Source organism: Streptomyces sp. NPDC101165, from assembly GCF_044768135.1.
In the GTDB taxonomy this organism is placed as follows: Bacteria; Actinomycetota; Actinomycetes; order Streptomycetales; family Streptomycetaceae; genus Streptomyces.
On the sequence record NZ_JBIWPG010000026.1, the window covers coordinates 93,193 to 110,858 of the forward strand.

Consider the following 17,666-nt stretch of genomic DNA (forward strand, 5'->3'; position numbering starts at 1 on the left):
TGACGTCTGAGGCCGTGAGCGGCCTGTCATCGCGTGCTGCCCTTGATGCGCGGCAGAGCGAGCCTTCATTTCCCGCTGCCTGAAATGGTCGGGCACCTGTCGTGCGCCGGTTGGCGGGTCTCGTCTTCCGTCATTCGAGGGGTCCCTGTGTCGTCCTCTTCCTCCGCTGTATCCGATTCCGGCCGACCTGTTCCGTCAAGCCTGTGGCGGGACGGCGACTTCCGCATGCTCTGGGTGGGCCAGACGGCCTCCCAACTGGGCGAACATTCAAGTCTGGTGGTTCTGCCGCTCTTCGCCGTCCTGACGCTCAATGCCGGTGCCGGCCAGTTGGGCGCCCTGCGCGCGGTGGGGCAGGCGCCGATCCTGCTGCTGTCGCTCTTCGTCGGCGCGTGGGTGGACAGATGGCGGGTCCGCACGCTGATGGTGCTGGCGGACGCCGGTCGGGCCCTGGCACTGGGCGCCGCCGCGCTGGTCGGCCTCCTCGGTGGGCTCGGCCTGCCGGCGCTGTTCGTGGTTGCCTTCGCCGTCGGGGCTCTGTCCGTGTTCTTCGACGTGGCCTACCAGGCGTCTTTGGTACGGCTGGTGAAACGCGATCAGTTGGTGCGGGGCAACAGCGCGCTCGAGGGCAGTCGGTCCGCTGCGCAGATCGGCGGTCCCGCCCTCGGCGGTGCGTTGGTGTCTGTGCTGTCGGCGCCGGTCGCTGCCGCCTCCAGCGCAGTGTTTTTCGCGCTGTCGTTCCTGTCGATCCGAGGGATCGGTCGCCGCGAATCCATCCCGGAACGCTCGGAACGTCCTCCTCGGGTCTGGCGGAGGATCCATGAGGGCCTCCGCTTCGTCGCCGACGACACCTCGCTGCGGACGGTGTGCCTCGCGTCAGCCGCCTTCCAGTTCTTCTTCGCGGCTGTGATGACCGTCTATCTGCTGTTCCTGCCACGGGACCTGCACCTGTCGGGCACCGCTGTTGGGCTTGTACTCGCGGCGACGGGGCCGGGCGCGCTCCTGGGCTCGCTACTGGCCGCCCGCCTGCCGAGCCGTTTCGGACATGGCGCTGTGCTCGTGTCCGCGGCAGCACTCGGCGACGGCGTGTTCCTGTTCGTGCCTGTACTGCACGGCTCCGCTGTGGTGACGGTTCCCGCGCTCCTGACGGTCAACTTCGTCTTCGGGACCTCCAGCCAACTGGTGAATGTCACGGTCATGGCCGTTCGGCAGACCGTTACTCCGGACGGGATGCAAGGCCGCGCGGCCGCGACGACCAACTTCGTCGGCATGGGGCTGACCCCGCTCGGCTCGCTGCTAGGCGGCTTTCTCGCGGAAGTGTGGGGGACGCGCACCAGCCTCCTGGTGACAGGCGCGGGCATGCTGTTGTCGCCGGCACTGATGACCCTGTCCCCACTCGCCCGCCTGGGACGGACGCTTCCCGCCCCGCCGGAGACTCCGGTCCCGTCTGCGTGAGGGCAACGGTTGGCCGCTGGGGGTGAAGGCGGCGTGGTCGGCCCGACCATGGCAGCTACACGGCTGCGTTGGCCGGATCGGTCGGCCCCGGCCCGCGCCGCGCTGGTGACAGTGCGGCGCGGGCGGATGAGGCAGACGGGCTGCGCGCTGTTCAGGACAGTTCACGGACACCGAGTTGCTGCACGAACAGCAGGCTGTCGGCGTTGGCCCAGTACTCGGCGAGCATGCCGTCCTTGATCAGCAGGGTGTCGGTGCCGGTGAAGCGGACGCGGTTGCCCACGGCGTCGTCGGACGCGCCCGGGAAACCTCCGGCGTAGGTGCCTTCGGCTGCCCAGCGGACCACCAGGAAGTCGTCCGTGGCGATCGGGCCGACCGTGATGTCGAAGCTGAGGTCGCGCAGGATGGTGTGGATGCCGGTCACCCAGCCGTTGAGGCCCTCGCGGCCGTGCACAGTGTCGTCGCCGGACCCGGTGATGGGGGCGGCGTGCGCGACGAAGTCAGGGGCGATGATCTTGTCGGTCTGGGACAGGTCGTTGTTCCACAGGTCCTTCCACGGCTCGGCGAGCAGGGCGTTGGCGGAAGCGGACATGGCAGTTCTCCTTCGTGCTGATGGGGGGTTCTTGCAGGACATGCGGCGCGCGGTCTTTGCCGTTCGCCACAGGCTGTGGGGTGCCGCGACTGGCTGCGGCTTCAGTTGCGCCCATCGGCGCAACGGGTGAGGACCGTGTCGATCCAGCCGAAGGCGGGCTGGTGGAACGCGAGCATCGCGCCCCCGTGGCAGTGTGCGCCGGCGCCCTCGGCGTCGGTGAGCAGGATGTGCCGGTAGGGGCAGGCCAGGGCTTCAGTGAGGCGGTGCTGTGCGCCTCGTCGCGGAAGGTCGCGTCGTTCTGTGCCTAGAGCACCAGGACGGGGCAGCTGATCTGCTGCGCTGTGGTAGCGGGTCTTGCGCAGCAGTTCGCGGTGGGTGTCGGCACCGAACGCCCCATCCCGTTGCCCACGAACCAGCGCATCCCGGTGGCCGCCGCCATGAGACCGGCGAGCGCCTGGTCCACGATGTCGTCCTCGCCGCGCAGGGCTGCGTCGACCACGCCGACTCCTGCGCGTCGAAGATGGCGGCGTGCAGGACGAGACGGCAGCCAGCCGGTGTTCGAAGGCTGCGGCGCGCGCGGCAAGGACTCCACCGAAGCTGGTGCCTATCAGAACCAGGCGTTCGCTGCCCACCTCAGGGCGCTTGACTGCGAAGTCGACCACTGCCGAGACGACTGTCTCCCGCTCCGGCCGGAATGTCAGACCCTGATCAGGCAGCACCGACCCCTGCCCAGGCCCGTCGAATGCCAGACAGCCGTAGCCGCGCCGCACCGCGGCGGTCGCCGTCGCGAAACAGCCCTCTTCCAGCACCGAGTCGTACCCGCCGTGGTAGATCAGCGTCGGGCGCGGCTCACCGCAGTCGTCCGGCCCGAACAGGTAGCCGGGCAGCCTGGTCCCCTCGAAGGGGATGGACAGCGGTTCGGCCGGGTGGTCCAGCAGAGGAGCGGCCGCCGCGAGGGTCTCGCGGACCCGCAGGCTCAGGAACGCCGCTTCCACGTCGTGGACGGGGTTCTCGCGCATCTCGCCGAGATCGGCGCCGCCGTATGCGGCGTAGCAGGCGGTGCGCAGCGCCTCGGAGGAGAACGTCTCGTTCTCGAACAGGGACTTCATGCGGGCTCCGAGCTTGCTGTTGATGGACTGCGCGGTGCCGCCGTCGAGGGCGATACCGGCGCCGTCTTCGGGTCTCCTGACGGAGTTGCTGCTGACACGGCTGCTGCGGTGGGGTTGGAGCCCGGGCCGTTGCTGTGGGGGATCAGCCGCGGCCCGGGCGGCTTGGGTGGGTCAGGCAGGCAGTTCGGAATCGGGGATCCAGTGGCCGTGGATGCCGGCGGGCACCCTGCGGGGGAGTTCGACGGCGGCCACGGTGCTCAGGTCGCTCGCGTCCAGGACGAGCAGCTCCGAGGCGTCGGCCTCGAGGTCGCTGACGATGGTGAGCAGGTAGCCGTCGTCCTCGGCGGTCCCGCCCTCGGCGGGCGCGAAGACGGCCTCGCCGGGCATCCGGCCCTCGCCGTGCGCGAGCAGTTTCTCCTGGCCGGACTGGGTGTCGAACTTGACGGTGTGGTAGCCCGACAGGCCGGCGCCGGGGAAGGCGATGGCGTAGCTGTAGCGGTAGGCCGAACCGGTGTGGGCGTCGTTGATCGACGGGAACTCGGTGGCCAGGTCGTTGAGGGACCCGGTGGTGACCTTTCCCGTGGCCGGGTCCATGATCCACCGGTGGAAGGTCGAGCCGGCGTCCGGGCTGGTGCCGTAACCGGGAGCACCGACCCACCACTTCCACGAGCTCTCCCAGGCGGAACGGTCGAAGCACGGTGCTTCGAGGACGATCCGGCCCTGCGCGTCGGTGTAGGCGTTGGTCACGTGCAACAGCGCTGCCTGGTCGGCCACTTCGAACCAGGTGGTCCTGCCCCCGGCGCGCGGCATCACGCCGATGCACAGCGGGACGTCGTCGTGCCAGCGGTAGGGGATGCCGGACTGCTCGGCGTGGTCGAAGACCACCGGCGAGTTGATGAAGACGACGTGCTCACGGGTGATGGCGAAGTCGTGCATGAGCGAGGGGCCGGAGCCGTCGATGACCTCCGACCTGACGATGTCGCCGGAGGCGTCGGCCACGTAGTAGGTCAGGTACGGCGGGAAGGGGCTGTAGCTGAAGAAGTGCAGCTCGCCGGTCTCCGGGTCCTCCTTGGGGTGGGCGGTCATCGCGCTGGAGAGCTTGCCGCCGAAGTCGTGGACGCCGATCGTGTCGAGGTCGGCGCTGACCTCCCAGGGCAGGTTGGCCTCCTGTAGGGCCAGGTAGCGCCCCCCGTGAAAGATGATGTTGGTGGCGGCGGCGCTGACTTCGAGTTCGGTTCCGGTGAAGGGCACGCCGTCCAGGTAGGGGGTGCGCACCCAGCGGTTGCGGTACCACTCGGCCCGGCCGCCGGTGAGGCGGATGCCGTGGATCATGCCCTCGCCGCGGAACCAGTGGGTGGGGGTGATGCCCGGCTTGGGATTGTGGCCGTTGCGGAAGTAGCGGCCGTTCAGCTCGGGCGGGAGGGTGCCGCGCACTTTCAGCTCGCGGCCGGTGATCTCGTCGGTGACGGGGGAGAAGTGACCGCTGATGTACGGCTTGTCCAGCGTCATGGTCATGCCTTTCGCGTTGCGAGAGCCGAGATGATCAAGGTCAGGGCGGCGCAGGCCAGGAAGGCCGCGCCGGAGGAGGGGAGCAGGGTCAGGAAGGACAGGCCGATGGCTCCGCCGATCTGCCGGGTGGCGTTGACCAGCCCGCCGGCCAGGCCGTTGTCGGCAGCCGGGACGCCCGTGGAGGACATCGCGGTGAGCCGGACGAAAGCCACCCCCAGCCCGACGCCGATGAGGAGCGTCGGGCCGAGCAGGTCCACAGAGAAGGTGCCGTCGGCCGGAGTTCGGGACAGCCAGGCCAGTCCGGCCGCGAGGACCAGCAGGCCCACGGGGAGTACATGGCGGCCGGACGCCTTGCCGGTGGCCCACGACGAGAGGGTGATCGTGAGGGCGAGGGGAAGCTGGGTCAGCCCAGCCTCCAGGGGCGAGTAACCAAGGGTGCGTTGCTGGTAGAGAGGCAGGAAGTAGAACAGGCCGAGCCAGACCGCGCCCAGCAGGGCCATCAGCACGTTGGGCACCGCCACCACGCTCATGCGTGTCGGCAGCAGCGGGGCGGCGGCACGGCGCTGGAGCACCGCGAACAGGCCGAGCAGTGCCAGACCGATCACGGCGAGCGGCCAAGGGCCCGACAGGCCGTAGGTGAGCGCGACCAGCCCCGCCGTCACCGTCACTGCGCCCGGTGCGTCCAGGCTTCCGCCGCGCGGCCGGTCGGCCCCGACCAGCAGCCGGGTGGCCACCAGGACGGCCAAGGCGAAGGGCACCATCACGACGAACACCGCACGCCAGCCGTACAGGCTGGTGAGCAGCCCGCTCAGCAGCACGCCCGCCGCCCCGCCGGCACCGGAGACCGCGCCCCACACTCCGAGCGCGGTGCCACGCCGCTCCCTGTCGGGATAGATCGTCAGCACGAGGGCCAGCGCCGTGGGCGCCAGCAGCGCGGCGCCGATTCCCTGCACCGCCCTGCAGGCGATCAGCACGATCGCCGTGGGCGCCAGTGCCGCGCCCAGGGAGGAGAGTGCGAACAGGCCGATGCCGAGCAGAAACACGCGGCGCAGGCCGTATACGTCGCCTGCGCGCCCGCCCGGCAGCAACAGCGCGCCGAAGACCAGTACGTAGGCGTTGACCGTCCACGCCTGGCCCGTGTCCGACAGGTCGAGCCCGGCCCGGATCTGGGGCAGGGCGACGTTCACGATCGAAGTGCTCAGCACGACCAGGAACTGGGCCGTGGCCAGAACAGCCAGCGATGTCCAGTCGGTGGCGGTCGGTTGCTCTGCGGTGCGGGTCATGGCTCGACACTCGCAGCGGACGCCCGCCGCTCGCGTCGGTAGTTATCGCCTATACGACTCCTGGCGGGAGGGCTTCTGGGCCACCGGGATCTGTTCTGGATTCCCCTGCGGCACCCAACCGAATAGGTTTTCGGACATGCCCGAGACACACACGGATGAGCTGATCGGTCGTCAAGACGAGATACGGCAGCTCGACGCCCTGCTCCAAGCGGCACGGGAGAGCCGGGGCGGCGCCCTGGTCCTGCGCGGTGAGCCGGGCATCGGCAAGAGCGCGCTGCTGCGTCACCTGGACGAGGCCGCGACCGGATTCCTCGTCATGCAGGCGTCCGGTGCGGAGTTCGAGACGGAGCTGCCGTTCGCCGCGCTGCACCAGTTGCTCGCGCCCGTCGCCGACCGGCTTATGGCACTTCCTGCGCCGCACCGCAAGGCGCTGGAGATCGCTTTCGGCCTCGACACCGGCAGACCCGATCCGTTCCTGGTCGGCGTCGCGTCGCTTGGCCTCCTGGTGGAGACAGTGCGGGAACGCCCGCTCCTGTGCGTCGTCGACGATGCACAGTGGCTGGACCAAGCGTCGGCCAAGGCGCTGGCCTTCGTGGCCCGCCGGGTCTCGGCCGAGCCGATCGCCCTCGTGTTCGCGGCACGCGAGCCGAGTCGCCTGCCCGAGCTGGACGAGCTGCCCGGCCATTGGCTTCAGGGGCTTGGCGAATCGGATGCCCGCGCGCTGTTGGCCGCGGCGGTTCGCGCCCCGTTGGACGAGCGGGTGCGCGACCGCATCCTGGCCGAGGCGCGTGGCAACCCCCTAGCGCTGGTGGAGCTTCCCAGGACCGCCGGACTCAGCGGGATGGCGGGCGGATTCGCCCAACCCGACTCCGTACCCGGCGTGATCGAGCAGAGCTTCCGGTCCCGGCTGGAACTCCTGCCGCCGGCGGCCCGGCTGCTGGTGACCGTCGCCGCCGCCGACCCGATCGGCGACCCCGGCCTGCTCTGGCGTGCGGCCGAACTCCTGGGCATCGACGCGGCTGCCGCAGCGGAATCTGCCCCGCTGGTCGAATTCGGCACCCGAATTCGATTCAGCCACCCCCTCGCCCGCTCGGCCGCCTACCACGCCGCGACGCCGGAGGAGCGGCGCAGGGCACACGAGGCGCTGGCCGCCGCGACCGACCCGGTAGCCGACCCCGACCGGCGGGCCTGGCACCGCGCCCAGGCCAGCGTCGGACCGGACGAGCAGGTCGCCGCCGAACTCGAAGCCTCCGCCACCCGCGCCCGGGAACGTGGCGGAGTCGCGGCGGCGGCGGCCTTTCTGGAACGCTCGGCCGCGCTCACGATCAGCCCGGTCCAACGCGCCGAACGGGTCCTCGCCGCGGTCCATCACAAGCTCTCGGTGGGCGACTTCGACACGGCGGTCGAACTGCTCACCACCGTCCGGACCGACGATCCGAGCCAGGCCGCCAGGGCCGACCTGCTTCGCGGCAGGCTGTCGTTCGTCCGCCGCCGTGGAGACGAAGGCCCTACGGCATACCTCCTGCGCGCCGCCGCCCGGCTGGCCGCCACCGACCCCGCCTGGTCACGGGAGTGCTATCTGGACGCCATCGAGATGGGCGTCCTGCTCGGCGGCCTCGACGACGTGGTGGACGCCGTCAGGAAGGCCCCGCCGTCGGGCGAGCCGGTGCCAGGCGCTGCGGCGGTCCTGACCGGCCTCACCAGCCTCGTCGGCGACGGGCATCGGGCGGCGGGGGAGATCCTGAGGCCGGTCGTCGGCGACGCCGGCCACGAGGTGTGGGCCAGGCGGCCGTCACTGGGCTTCATGGTGGCCGCCGAGCTGTGGAACCGCGACGCCATGTACGGCATCGCCACCCGTGCCGTCGCGGCCGGCCGAGAGTCGGGCTCCTTCCACGAGCTGCCCATCGGACTGGCCATGCAGGCCACCGCGATCGTGCACACCGGCGACTTCGGTGCCGCGACGGAGCTGATCTCCGAGGAGGAGGCGATCGCCGACGCCACAGGCGCGGCACCGCTGGTCTACCCGCGCCTCCACATGGCCGCGCTGCGTGGACGGCGCAAGGAAGCCGTCGAACTGTTCGCGTCGGTGGACCACCGGATGAGCCTCAGCGTGCAGTGGGCGACGGCCGTATTCAGCAATGGCCTCGCCGACTACCCGGCCGCGCTGAAAGCGGCCAAGCAAGCGGTCGACTACGGCGCCCTCGGCACGTCGAGCCTTGCCCTGCCCGAGCTGGTCGAGGCGGCCGTACGATGCGGCGAGACCGAGGTCGCCGCCGCGGCCCTCGCGTCCCTCCAAGAACGCACACAGGCGGGCCGACAGGCGTGGGGCCTTGGCGTCGAGGCCTATGCGCGGGCCCTGGTGACCGAGGACGAGTCCGCGTACCAGGAGGCGATCGGTCTGCTCGACGACGGCGCACTGGTCGTCTACCGCGCGCGGGCGCAGCTGCTGTACGGGGAGTGGCTGCGCCGCCAGGGCCGACGGCGTGACGCCCGGTCCGCGCTGCGGCCGGCCCACGAATCGCTGTCCGACCTCGGTGTGGAGGCGTTCGCCGAGCGCGCCGCCGGCGAGTTGCGCGCCACGGGCGAGCAGGCCCGCAGCCGCACATCGAAGGCATCGGACCAGCTGACGATGCAGGAGGTGCACATCGCACGCCTGGTCGCCGACGGCGCCACCTCCAAGGAGGTGGCGGCGAAGCTGTTCCTCAGTCCGCGGACGGTCGACGCGCACCTGCGCAACATCTTCCGCAAGCTGGGGCTCACCTCACGCAGACAACTGCGAGCCCTGCCCGACATTCGTTAGCCGCAGCGTGGTGGCCGCGGCCTCGGGCCCGTTCATCGACTCCACGGGGCCGGGCCAGCTCAAGCCGTACTTGGCCCGGTAGGCACCGGAGATGCGCTGGACGAGCTCGGGGTCATCCACCGGTCGGAGGGTGACGGGCAGCCTGGCCCCGGCCACCTCCACCTCCGTCTCCGCATGCCGCAGGACCTGGCGGTACCAGGCACTGCGCCGGCCGAAAGCCGAGCGGACATACGCCTCCCCGTCGAGCACCACCACCCAGACCGTCCTGGGCGACCACCGGCCGTCCGCATGCCGTACCCACAAGGTGATCTCCGTGCGATCCACATAAGCGTTCATGGACGAACTTTCACCGTGGCGGCACTGCGTACGCGTCGGTGGTCGTCACCTAGATGGGCGGGCATCACCGACGCGAGAGCGGTGCTCTCGCGACGAAGCTGAGTGTCATGACGAACATCGACATGACGAAGCCCGAAACCGCAATCGACACCGACACGCACATCTTTGAGGCGGCCACGGGCGTCGGGGCGCTTCGCCACAAGGGCACCAAGAAGAGCAAGGGCAGGAAGAACAAGGCCAAGCGCCGTGCCGCCAAGGCACTGGCGTACTTCGCCCTGATCTTCTCCGGGCTCCTGGTTCTGGCCGAGCCGTGGCTGCTGATCCCGGTCGTCGCCCTGGTCCTGGCGATCTCCTTCTGGGACTGAACTTGGCGCCGCCGGAATGCGGGCTCGGTGTCACCATCGTGCCCGCCGCGGCATCCGAGTCACGCCCCGCCGTCCGCTTCAGACCACTCCGTCACGCGACGGCGACCATCGACCTCACTGCAATGACAAGATCCAACCCCGGCACCCTGGCCGAACGCCTCACAGCCATTCCGACGCAACTGACCACGGCGCAGACGCCCCCGCCGAACGACTGACTCCGGACGCGCGCCGGGCAGACTCCTTCCTGCCGGTGACTTGAAGCATGGCCGACCAGGCGTCCACTACCGCGCGCCCTTCGGCGCACAGCGGATGGCAGTTCACGCACGACCTCGCCGAGACAAAGGGCCTGCGGGCAAAGGGCGGACGTGTTCCGGTACCGGAGGTCGTCGACCCGGAGGAGGAAGACCTCAGCCAAGGCTCCGTCGGCATCGACGTGGAGATGCGGTTCTGGATGCAGGCTGGTTACGGCAACTGTATTGGTTGGCCAACCTGGCCAGGCACCCCTGCGCTGTCGAGGAGCCGGTGCATGTCCTCGACGGGCAGGCTGGGGTTGCCGGCGACGGCACTGGTCGTGTCGGGATCAGCCAGTAGTTCGCGGATCCGGGGGAGGGGAAGTCGTGGATCCCGGGCGGCTGCCCAACGAAAGCTCGGGTCACGGGTGAACTCGTCCAGGAGTTGCGGGGGCAGAGCAGGATCACGTAGCGCCAGGCGACGATGCTCCGGATCCGGGGAGTTCGCGAAACGGGCGGCCAGTCCTGCGGACGGGAACCGGGGGTTGGCGATGAGCATCTTCACAGCGCGGTGACTGCCATGGAGATAGAGGTCGAGCAGCAGCTGTGGCGGTGGTTCGGGATGGAACTCGCACAGCAGGAGGCGCACGGCGAAGTCCTCGTCCCGCGCGAGCAGTTCGACCAGGTCGGGCGGCAGGGCCGGACAAACGGCGGCGCTGCGCCGCAGCCATGGATGTGCGGAGGTCGCGCACTGCTGCAGGACATCGGCATCCTGTCGGGCGTTCCACACCCAGTCCAGAGTGTCCAGACGTGCGTCGGGCTCCACGGTGTAGTCGATGGCCGCGCGTTCTGACTCGGTCAGTTCCGGTCGGGCGGAGACGACGAGCCGCACGTGCGGATCGGGGTGGATGGCGAGTTGCCTGACGAGATCCGGAGGGAGGGAGGGGTTCGCGGCGACCGCCGCTGGGCGTGTGCCGACCACCTGCTGCTCGGCGAGCTCATGGCTCAGCCGCCCCATCTGGAGTACTTCGGACTGCCGCCAGGAGTCTTTGAGGCTCTCGACCAGCCACGCCGTCCGTTCTGCGTCCTCGTGACAGACGTGCAGTGCCGCAACCCGTCGCACCTCCAGGTCATCATCCTGGAGCAATGCCTCTCGCGTGGCTTCGGACAGTCGGTCCCAGGCCCGGCAGGACGCTCGGCGAAAGACGGCGTCCGTATGGTCGGCCAAGTCGGCCAGGATGTGGGCCGGCACCACCGGCGAGAGGACGGCTTCGTGGCGGACGCGCTCAAGCGGATGCTCAAGCAGCCGCGCGTACGCCCAGTCAGGCAGCGGTTCCACCCGACCCCGGTACGGCATCGGGCTCATGGCGAGGACAAGAGCGACCTTCGAGGACGGATCATCATTGAGCCGGGCACGCTGAGCGGGGTCGGCGTTCGCGCTCTCGGCGAAATCCATTCGCAGGGCCGGGTCCGGGTCGGCCAGGATTGCGTCGACCACCTCCAGCGGCAGGTCACTGCGCTGGGTGACGAATCTTCTGACGTCCCGGTCGTCGTGTTTGAGAAGCCGCAGCAGCACACTGCCCGGTGCAGCTGCGTTCCATGACAACGATCTGAGCGCAGCATCAAGATGATCGGCCATCCTGCCCCCGTCCAGCGATCAAAGATCGCGCAGACTATCAATTTCCACCCGCCGGGTGCCATGCCGAACGCTCACCCGACTGCGTAGCGTGCCGCCTCCACTAGAGATGATCCAGAGCCACGACTCGTGAACAAAGCCATGGCGCTCCTGTCCGCTGGTTCGGTGGGGGTCTTGGACGAAGCGGGGCCGGCGGTGCAGCCGGCTCACGGTTCCTCATCGACTTCGTCGCGCGGGAGCCAGTGACTGCCCCGCACGGAGGTTGTGGTCTGGCACTCCGGATGCAGCGCGGGATCGGGGGAGTAGCCCTGCTCCGTGCTCCGGGTCGGCAGGGTGAACGATGACGAAGAACCGTTCCTCACGGAGCCGGGGCAGATCTGGCACAGGTGCTGGAGGAAAGCGAGGCGGGGACGGTCGGCGTCGAGGCGTCCAAATACGGCGTGCCCGTGGTGGGTCACGGAAACCCATGACACGACCAGCCCACCGGCCGACGGCCGGCCGGGGCGTCGGTGCGGAATGACGGGCGGCTCACCCGACCACGTTGAACACGAGCACGACCAAGCCCGTATGCACAACGGACACCCCGACACTGAGCCTGCAGCTCACCCTCCACACACGGAAAGACGCCTATGACCAGTCCGGAGCAGCACTCCGCGCGACCGCCGGTGCGGCGGTGGCGGGCGCTGCTCGTACTCGGACTGCTGGCAGGCCTGTTCGGCATGCACGCCCTGGCCCCCCTCGGGCTCACCACGGCGCACACTCACACCCGGCCGATGTCGGCCCCCATGGCCATGCAGGACGACTGCGCCGACGACCACTGCGGCGGACACCATGTCCAGCACGCAGACACGACCTGCGCGTCGGGCGCCGTGAGCGGAGGGCCGGAACTGCCCACCCTCGCGCCCGATCCCGTAACAGCGCCTGCGCACGACGACTCCACGTGCCCAGAAGGGCCCGCGGCGCCGGACGGTGCCCGCGCGCCTCCGTCTTTGGCCGAACTCCAACTCCTGCGGATCTAGAGGAACCTCGGCACCGCGCCATCACCTGACGCGGCGCTCACGCCCGCCCGGATCCCCTCTTTCGCACAGCAGGAGTTCACGCATGTCCACCCCTCGTACGTTCACGCGCCGTGCCGCTCTCATCGCGGCCACCGCCACCGCCGCACTCGTTCTCGCCGCCTGTGGTGGCGGCAGCGAGAGCGGCGGACACTCGGGCGACGACTCGGCCTCGTCGTCCTCCAACGCCACCACCGCAGCGGGTGCCCACAACACGCAGGACGTCTCCTTCGCCCAGGGCATGATCCAGCACCACCAGCAGGCCCTCGAGATGGCGCAGCTCGCTGCCGGCCGCGCCTCCTCCGCCGAGGTCAAGGATCTCGCTTCGCGCATCGAGAAGGCGCAGGGCCCGGAGATCCAGACCATGAGCGGCTGGTTGAAGTCCTGGGGTGAGGACGTCCCGACGTCGCACGGCTCGATGGGGTCGATGCCCGGCATGGATCACTCCAGCCACTCCGGCATGCCCGGAATGATGGACGCCAAGGACATGGACGAGCTGAGGAAGATGTCCGGCAAGGACTTCGACGCCATGTTCCTGACCATGATGATCGAGCATCACAAGGGCGCGGTCGAGATGGCCACCGCCGAGAAGAACAAGGGCAAGTACGGTGCCGCCACTTCCATGGCCGACGACATCGTCACCACGCAGAACGCCGAGATCACCGAGATGAACAAGCTGCTCGGCAAGGGCTGAGGCTCCCGGGGGGCCGGTGCCCGCGCCGGCCCCTCTGTTCCTTCTGGCGCGGAGCGGACCGTCAGGAGGTGGGGCGCAGGCCGTCCACCGTGACGCGAACGAGTCTGCGCACCGCGGCCTGGGACGGCAGACCGCCCGCCGCACCGAGGGCGTGCAGGCAGTACGCGGCGAGCTCGTCCGGCGACACGTCGTCGCGTACCTCGCCGGCTTCCGCGCCCTCGGCCAGCAGCTCACCGATGAACCGGAGCAGATGTTGTTCGGCGTGGGCGACGTGTTCCCCTCGGTGCAGGACGGCACCGATCTCCGCGTCATGGCCGCGACGCCGCAGCTGGATCGAGGCGTAGGCGTCGAGGACCGCGGTCAATCGCTCGCCCGCACTGCCGGGTCGGTCGCGGAGCGCCGTGAGCTCCTGCAGATGGCCGGTGATCTGCCGCTCGTGCCAGGCCGTCATGATCGATTCGACGTCCGGGAAGTACTTGTAGAGCGTGGCCCGGCCGATCCCGGTCCCCTCGGCGATGCGGGACATCGTCACGCCCCGCAGCCCGTGCTCGGCCACGAGAGCCGCGGTCACTTCCAACAGCGCGTCACGTACCGCGCGGCGGTGCTCCTCGATCGTCTCGTTCCACAGCTTGGGCACCCCCGTAGTGTACGTGGCGCCCACCTGGATACAGCATGACTTGACGTAGACACAGTGTCTCGATAAATCTGGAGCCGTCACCCGGATCCGTATCCCGGAACGAGGATCCGGCCACCCTCAAAGGGAGGGCCCATGTCCGTCTCACCGCATCAGCCGGGCGCAATGGCTCCGCGGGAGCCCGACGACCTGTACGCCACCCCGCCCCCGTGGGACATCGGCCGCCCCCAGCCGGCCCTTCTGTCCCTCACCCGGTCCGGTGGCATCCGGGGCCGGATGCTGGATGCCGGCTGCGGCACCGGGGAGCACGCGCTGATGGCGGCCGCTCTCGGTCTCGACGCCACCGGTATCGACCTCGCCGCCCGAGCCCTGGGCGCAGCCGAGGAGAAGGCACGCACCCGTGGCCAGGAGGTGCGATTCCTGCGTCATGACGCCCGCGACCTCGCCGGTCTCGGCGAGCAGTTCGACACCGTGCTCGACTGTGGTCTCTTCCACGTCTTCGCAGGCGAGGACCGCACCGCGTACACGAGCGGCCTGCGGTTCGTCCTGCGGCCGGGTGGGCGCTGCTTCGTGCTCTGCATCAGCGACCGGGAGCGCGGCGTCTGGGGCCCTGTGCACAGGGTGACACGTGACGATGTCGAAGCGGCCTTCGCCGACGGCTGGCAGATCGACTCCGTCGAACCGTCCGTCATCGAACTCGGCGTCGCCCCGGGCCACGTCGACGCCTGGTTCGTCGCTGTGACCAGGATCTGAACCCCCTCACCCACCACCGCCCCGAGGATTGCCATGCCGAGTGCCGAAGCCCGCATACCCACTGACCGGCCGAGCCGGTATCTCGTCCAGCTGTGCAAGCACTTCAGCAACAAGGGCCGCCACCTCGGCCACCGCGCGCGGCCACATCATGGCGCTGACGTCACACAGCCGCCCGGAACGCACATGCCGCCCGAGCTCAGGCCGGATCAGATCCAGGTCGAGTGGACCGACACCCAGGGTGTCCTGACACTTCCCTGGGGTCGGTGCACCATGGACGCCGCATCGGACGCGCTGGTGCTGCGCGCCGAGGCCGACGACGAACAAGGGCTGCGTCGGCTCCAAGACCTCCTGGCCGCGCACCTCAGCAGGTTCGGGAGACGCGAAGAGCTGCGAGTGGAATGGCGGGAACCGGCACCTGCCGCCCGGTGCGCGGAGGACGCCGGCAGCCCGGCCACCACCGCGGCATCGACCTCAGCGCGGCGCAGGCACCTCACCTGGGCAGGTGTCACAGTCCTCGGCATCCTGGCCGTGGCTGTCCACCTGGGTCTGGCTGGTGCGGTGTTGTCTACGCCGAACTGGACGGGCTGGGCTGCCGGCACCGTTGTGCTCGCCGTGCTCCTGAAGATCGTGGCCGTGACGTTCCTGGGCCGCCGTGTGCACCGCCGCAGCCGACGGCAGGCTGGTTAGCTCACGCCGCTCTGCGTGGCTGCAGACGTGGAACGACCGGCAGGCGCACGGCCTCGCCTGCCCTCCGGCAGCGCCTGTCTTGGCCACGGCTTTCAACCGTGCGGCGACGACTCCCGCGTCACCGCGTGCGCAAGGACTGTTACACCGGGGCCCGACGGCTGTGTCGGCCGTCGGGCCCCGGGCGACCTGCTGCGGTCGACCGCTTACTGGTCAGCAGCCCGGAAGCGGCGCAATCGCAGGCTGTTGCCGACGACGAAGACCGAGGAGAAGGCCATGGCCGCGCCCGCGATCATCGGGTTGAGCAGACCAGCCGCGGCGAGCGGCAGGGCGGCGACGTTGTAGGCGAAGGCCCAGAAGAGGTTGGAGCGGATGGTGCCGAGGGTCTTGCGGGCGAGGCGGATGGCGTCGGCCGCGACCCGCAGGTCACCGCGGACCAGGGTCAGGTCGCCTGCCTCGATCGCGGCGTCCGTGCCGGTGCCCATGGCCAGCCCCAGGTCGGCCTGGGCCAGTGCCGCAGCGTCGTTGACTCCGTCACCCACCATGGCGACCGAACGACCCTCGTCCTGCAGGCGCTTGACGACGTCCACCTTGTTTTGCGGCAGGACTTCGGCAATCACGTGCTCAGGTGCGATGCCCACCTCAGCGGCCACTGACTCGGCAACAGCCCGGTTGTCGCCGGTGAGAAGGACGGGGGTCAGGCCGAGGGCACGCAGGCGACGGATGGCTTCGGGGCTGGTCTCCTTGACGGCGTCGGCGACTTCGAGGACCGCGCGGGCCTCGCCGTCCCAGGCGACCGTGATGGCCGTACGACCGACCGCCTCTGCTTCGGCCCTGGCGCGCTGGAGCTCCGCCGGCAGGGTGATCGCCCACTCCGCCAGCAACTGCTCCCGGCCGACCAGGACGGCGTGTCCGTCGACGATGCCCTGGACGCCGAGGCCGGGGATGTTGGCGAAGTCCTCCGGGTTGGGCAGCATGCCGACCCGGGCGGCGGCTCCGGCGGCGACGGCCTGCGCGATCGGGTGCTCGGAGGCGTGCTCCAGGGCGCCGGCCAGACGCAGGACGTCCGTCTCGGTGGTGCCTTCGGTCGTCTCAGCGGCCGTGTGCACGGCCAGCAGGGTCATCCGGCCGGTGGTGACGGTGCCGGTCTTGTCCAGGACGATGGTGTCGACGCGGCGCGTGGACTCCAGGACTTCGGGGCCCTTGATGAGGATGCCGAGCTGGGCGCCGCGTCCGGTGCCGACCATCAGCGCGGTCGGTGTGGCCAGGCCCAGGGCGCAGGGGCAGGCGATGATCAGGACGGCGACGGCGGCGGTGAACGCCGCGACCGTGTCGCCGGTGACGCCCAGCCAGACGCCGAACGTGCCGAGCGCGAGGAGGATGACCACCGGGACGAAGACCGCGGAGATCCGGTCCGCGAGCCGCTGGGCCGCCGCCTTGCCGTTCTGGGCGTCCTCCACCAGCTTGGCCATCCGGGCGAGTTGGGTGTCCGCGCCGACCCGGGTGGCCCGCACGACCAGTCGTCCGCCGGCGTTCAGAGTGCCACCGGTGACGGAGTCTCCTACACTCACCTCGACCGGGACGGACTCGCCGGTGAGCATGGCGGCGTCCACGGCGGAGGAGCCCTCGACGACCGTACCGTCGGTGGCGATCTTCTCGCCGGGGCGGACGAGGAAGCGGTCGCCGACCGTCAACTCCGCTACGGGTATGCGTTCCTCCCGGTCCCCGCGCAGCACGGTGACCTCCTTGGCGCCCAGCTCCAGCAGGGCCTTGAGCGCCGCGCCCGCCGTGCGCTTGGAGCGGGCCTCGAAGTACCGTCCGGCCAGGATGAACGCGGTCACACCGGCCGCGGCCTCCAGGTAGATGTTCCCGGCGCCGTCACTGCGGGCGATGGTCAGCTCGAAGGGGTGCCTCATGCCGGGCATGCCGGCCGTTCCGAAGAACAGGGCTCACAACGACCACAGGAACGCGGCCGACGTACCGACCGAGATCAGCGTGTCCATGGTCGCGGCGCCGTGCCGGGCGTTGGTCCAGGCGGCCTTGTGGAAGGGCCAGGCGCCGTACGTCACCACGGGCGCCGCCAGGGTCAGCGACAGCCACTGCCAGTACTCGAATTGCAGCGCCGGCACCATCGCCATCGCGATCACCGGCACCGCGAGCACCACCGCGGTGGTCAGCCGCTGCCGCAGCGACCGCAGTTCGTCGACCTCCTCGTCCGCGGGACCGCCGCCGGACTCCGGCTCGGTGCGGGCGGGCTCGGGCTCGCGCGCGGTGTAGCCGGTGGCCTCGACGGTGGCGATGAGGTCGGCTACGGCCATGTCCGCACGGAAGGTGACCTTGGCCTTCTCGGTGGCGTAGTTGACGGTGGCCTCGACACCGTCCATGCGGTTGAGCTTCTTCTCGATGCGGGCGGCGCAGGAGGCGCAGGTCATGCCGCCGATGGCGAGTTCGACCTCGGCGGCACCGGGCGTGGTGGTGGTCATGTCTGCTCCTCGCAGCTCACGAACGCGGCGGGTGTGGATGGCGGGAGGGCGGGG

At 70.0% G+C, this 17,666-nt stretch carries 14 protein-coding genes and 1 pseudogene; 7 read left to right on the forward strand and 8 right to left on the reverse strand.

Features of this window, described 5'->3' with window-relative positions; genetic code table 11:
• The first annotated feature begins 201 nt into the window (after positions 1-201).
• Entirely contained in the window at positions 202-1,452 is a 1,251-nt protein-coding gene (locus tag ACIRVH_RS39865) for an MFS transporter (RefSeq protein ID WP_403964473.1), read from the forward strand.
• A 151-nt stretch (positions 1,453-1,603) separates the two neighbouring features.
• Here ACIRVH_RS39865 and ACIRVH_RS39870 read toward each other — a convergent pair whose 3' ends face one another.
• The 4 genes from ACIRVH_RS39870 to ACIRVH_RS39885 form a co-directional block, all read right to left on the reverse strand.
• Positions 1,604-2,041, reverse strand: a complete 438-nt coding sequence (locus tag ACIRVH_RS39870) for an ester cyclase (RefSeq protein ID WP_403964356.1) — start codon at positions 2,039-2,041, stop codon at positions 1,604-1,606.
• A 101-nt stretch (positions 2,042-2,142) separates the two neighbouring features.
• Entirely contained in the window at positions 2,143-3,150 is a 1,008-nt protein-coding gene (locus ACIRVH_RS39875) for an alpha/beta hydrolase family protein (RefSeq protein WP_403964358.1), read from the reverse strand.
• A 171-nt stretch (positions 3,151-3,321) separates the two neighbouring features.
• A complete protein-coding gene (locus ACIRVH_RS39880; protein WP_403964360.1) occupies positions 3,322-4,665 on the reverse strand; it encodes a carotenoid oxygenase family protein in 1,344 nt (447 codons plus the stop codon).
• On the reverse strand, positions 4,662-5,942 hold the full coding sequence (locus ACIRVH_RS39885) for an MFS transporter (RefSeq protein ID WP_403964362.1): 1,281 nt from the start codon (positions 5,940-5,942) through the stop codon (positions 4,662-4,664). Before ACIRVH_RS39885 ends, ACIRVH_RS39880 begins: the two co-directional genes overlap by 4 nt.
• A gap of 136 nt (positions 5,943-6,078) precedes the next feature.
• On the opposite strand from ACIRVH_RS39885, the gene ACIRVH_RS39890 reads away from it, so the two are divergent.
• Complete coding sequence (locus ACIRVH_RS39890) at positions 6,079-8,742, forward strand: ATP-binding protein (RefSeq protein ID WP_403964364.1); 2,664 nt, start codon at positions 6,079-6,081, stop codon at positions 8,740-8,742.
• Here ACIRVH_RS39890 and ACIRVH_RS39895 read toward each other — a convergent pair.
• Positions 8,704-9,078 (reverse strand): DUF2255 family protein, encoded by a 375-nt coding sequence (locus ACIRVH_RS39895; protein WP_403964366.1) that lies wholly within the window; start codon positions 9,076-9,078, stop codon positions 8,704-8,706. The genes ACIRVH_RS39890 and ACIRVH_RS39895 overlap by 39 nt on opposite strands.
• 107 nt (positions 9,079-9,185) lie before the next feature.
• On the opposite strand from ACIRVH_RS39895, the gene ACIRVH_RS39900 reads away from it, so the two are divergent.
• Complete coding sequence (locus ACIRVH_RS39900; RefSeq protein ID WP_403964369.1) at positions 9,186-9,443, forward strand: hypothetical protein; 258 nt, start codon at positions 9,186-9,188, stop codon at positions 9,441-9,443.
• A gap of 462 nt (positions 9,444-9,905) precedes the next feature.
• On the opposite strand, the gene ACIRVH_RS39905 is transcribed toward ACIRVH_RS39900, so the two are convergent.
• Positions 9,906-11,312, reverse strand: a complete 1,407-nt coding sequence (locus ACIRVH_RS39905) for a hypothetical protein (protein WP_403964371.1) — start codon at positions 11,310-11,312, stop codon at positions 9,906-9,908.
• Positions 11,313-11,938: 626 nt separating this feature from the next.
• On the opposite strand from ACIRVH_RS39905, the gene ACIRVH_RS39910 reads away from it, so the two are divergent.
• Both ACIRVH_RS39910 and ACIRVH_RS39915 read left to right on the forward strand, forming a co-directional pair.
• On the forward strand, positions 11,939-12,328 hold the full coding sequence (locus ACIRVH_RS39910; RefSeq protein WP_403964373.1) for a DUF6153 family protein: 390 nt from the start codon (positions 11,939-11,941) through the stop codon (positions 12,326-12,328).
• Between the two features lie 82 nt (positions 12,329-12,410).
• The gene (locus ACIRVH_RS39915) at positions 12,411-13,058 is read left to right on the forward strand and encodes a DUF305 domain-containing protein (RefSeq protein WP_403964375.1); all 648 of its coding nucleotides are present in this window, start codon (positions 12,411-12,413) and stop codon (positions 13,056-13,058) included.
• A 61-nt stretch (positions 13,059-13,119) separates the two neighbouring features.
• Here ACIRVH_RS39915 and ACIRVH_RS39920 read toward each other — a convergent pair whose 3' ends face one another.
• Complete coding sequence (locus ACIRVH_RS39920; protein WP_403964377.1) at positions 13,120-13,695, reverse strand: TetR/AcrR family transcriptional regulator; 576 nt, start codon at positions 13,693-13,695, stop codon at positions 13,120-13,122.
• 132 nt (positions 13,696-13,827) lie between these two features.
• Here ACIRVH_RS39920 and ACIRVH_RS39925 point away from each other — a divergent pair, with 132 nt between their 5' ends.
• Positions 13,828-14,445, forward strand: a complete 618-nt coding sequence (locus ACIRVH_RS39925; protein WP_403964379.1) for a class I SAM-dependent methyltransferase — start codon at positions 13,828-13,830, stop codon at positions 14,443-14,445.
• Between the two features lie 33 nt (positions 14,446-14,478).
• A complete protein-coding gene (locus ACIRVH_RS39930; protein WP_403964381.1) occupies positions 14,479-15,132 on the forward strand; it encodes a DUF2218 domain-containing protein in 654 nt (217 codons plus the stop codon).
• Between the two features lie 203 nt (positions 15,133-15,335).
• Here the strand turns inward: ACIRVH_RS39930 and ACIRVH_RS39935 are convergent.
• A pseudogene (locus ACIRVH_RS39935) lies at positions 15,336-17,612 on the reverse strand (heavy metal translocating P-type ATPase).
• Positions 17,613-17,666: the final 54 nt, after the last annotated feature.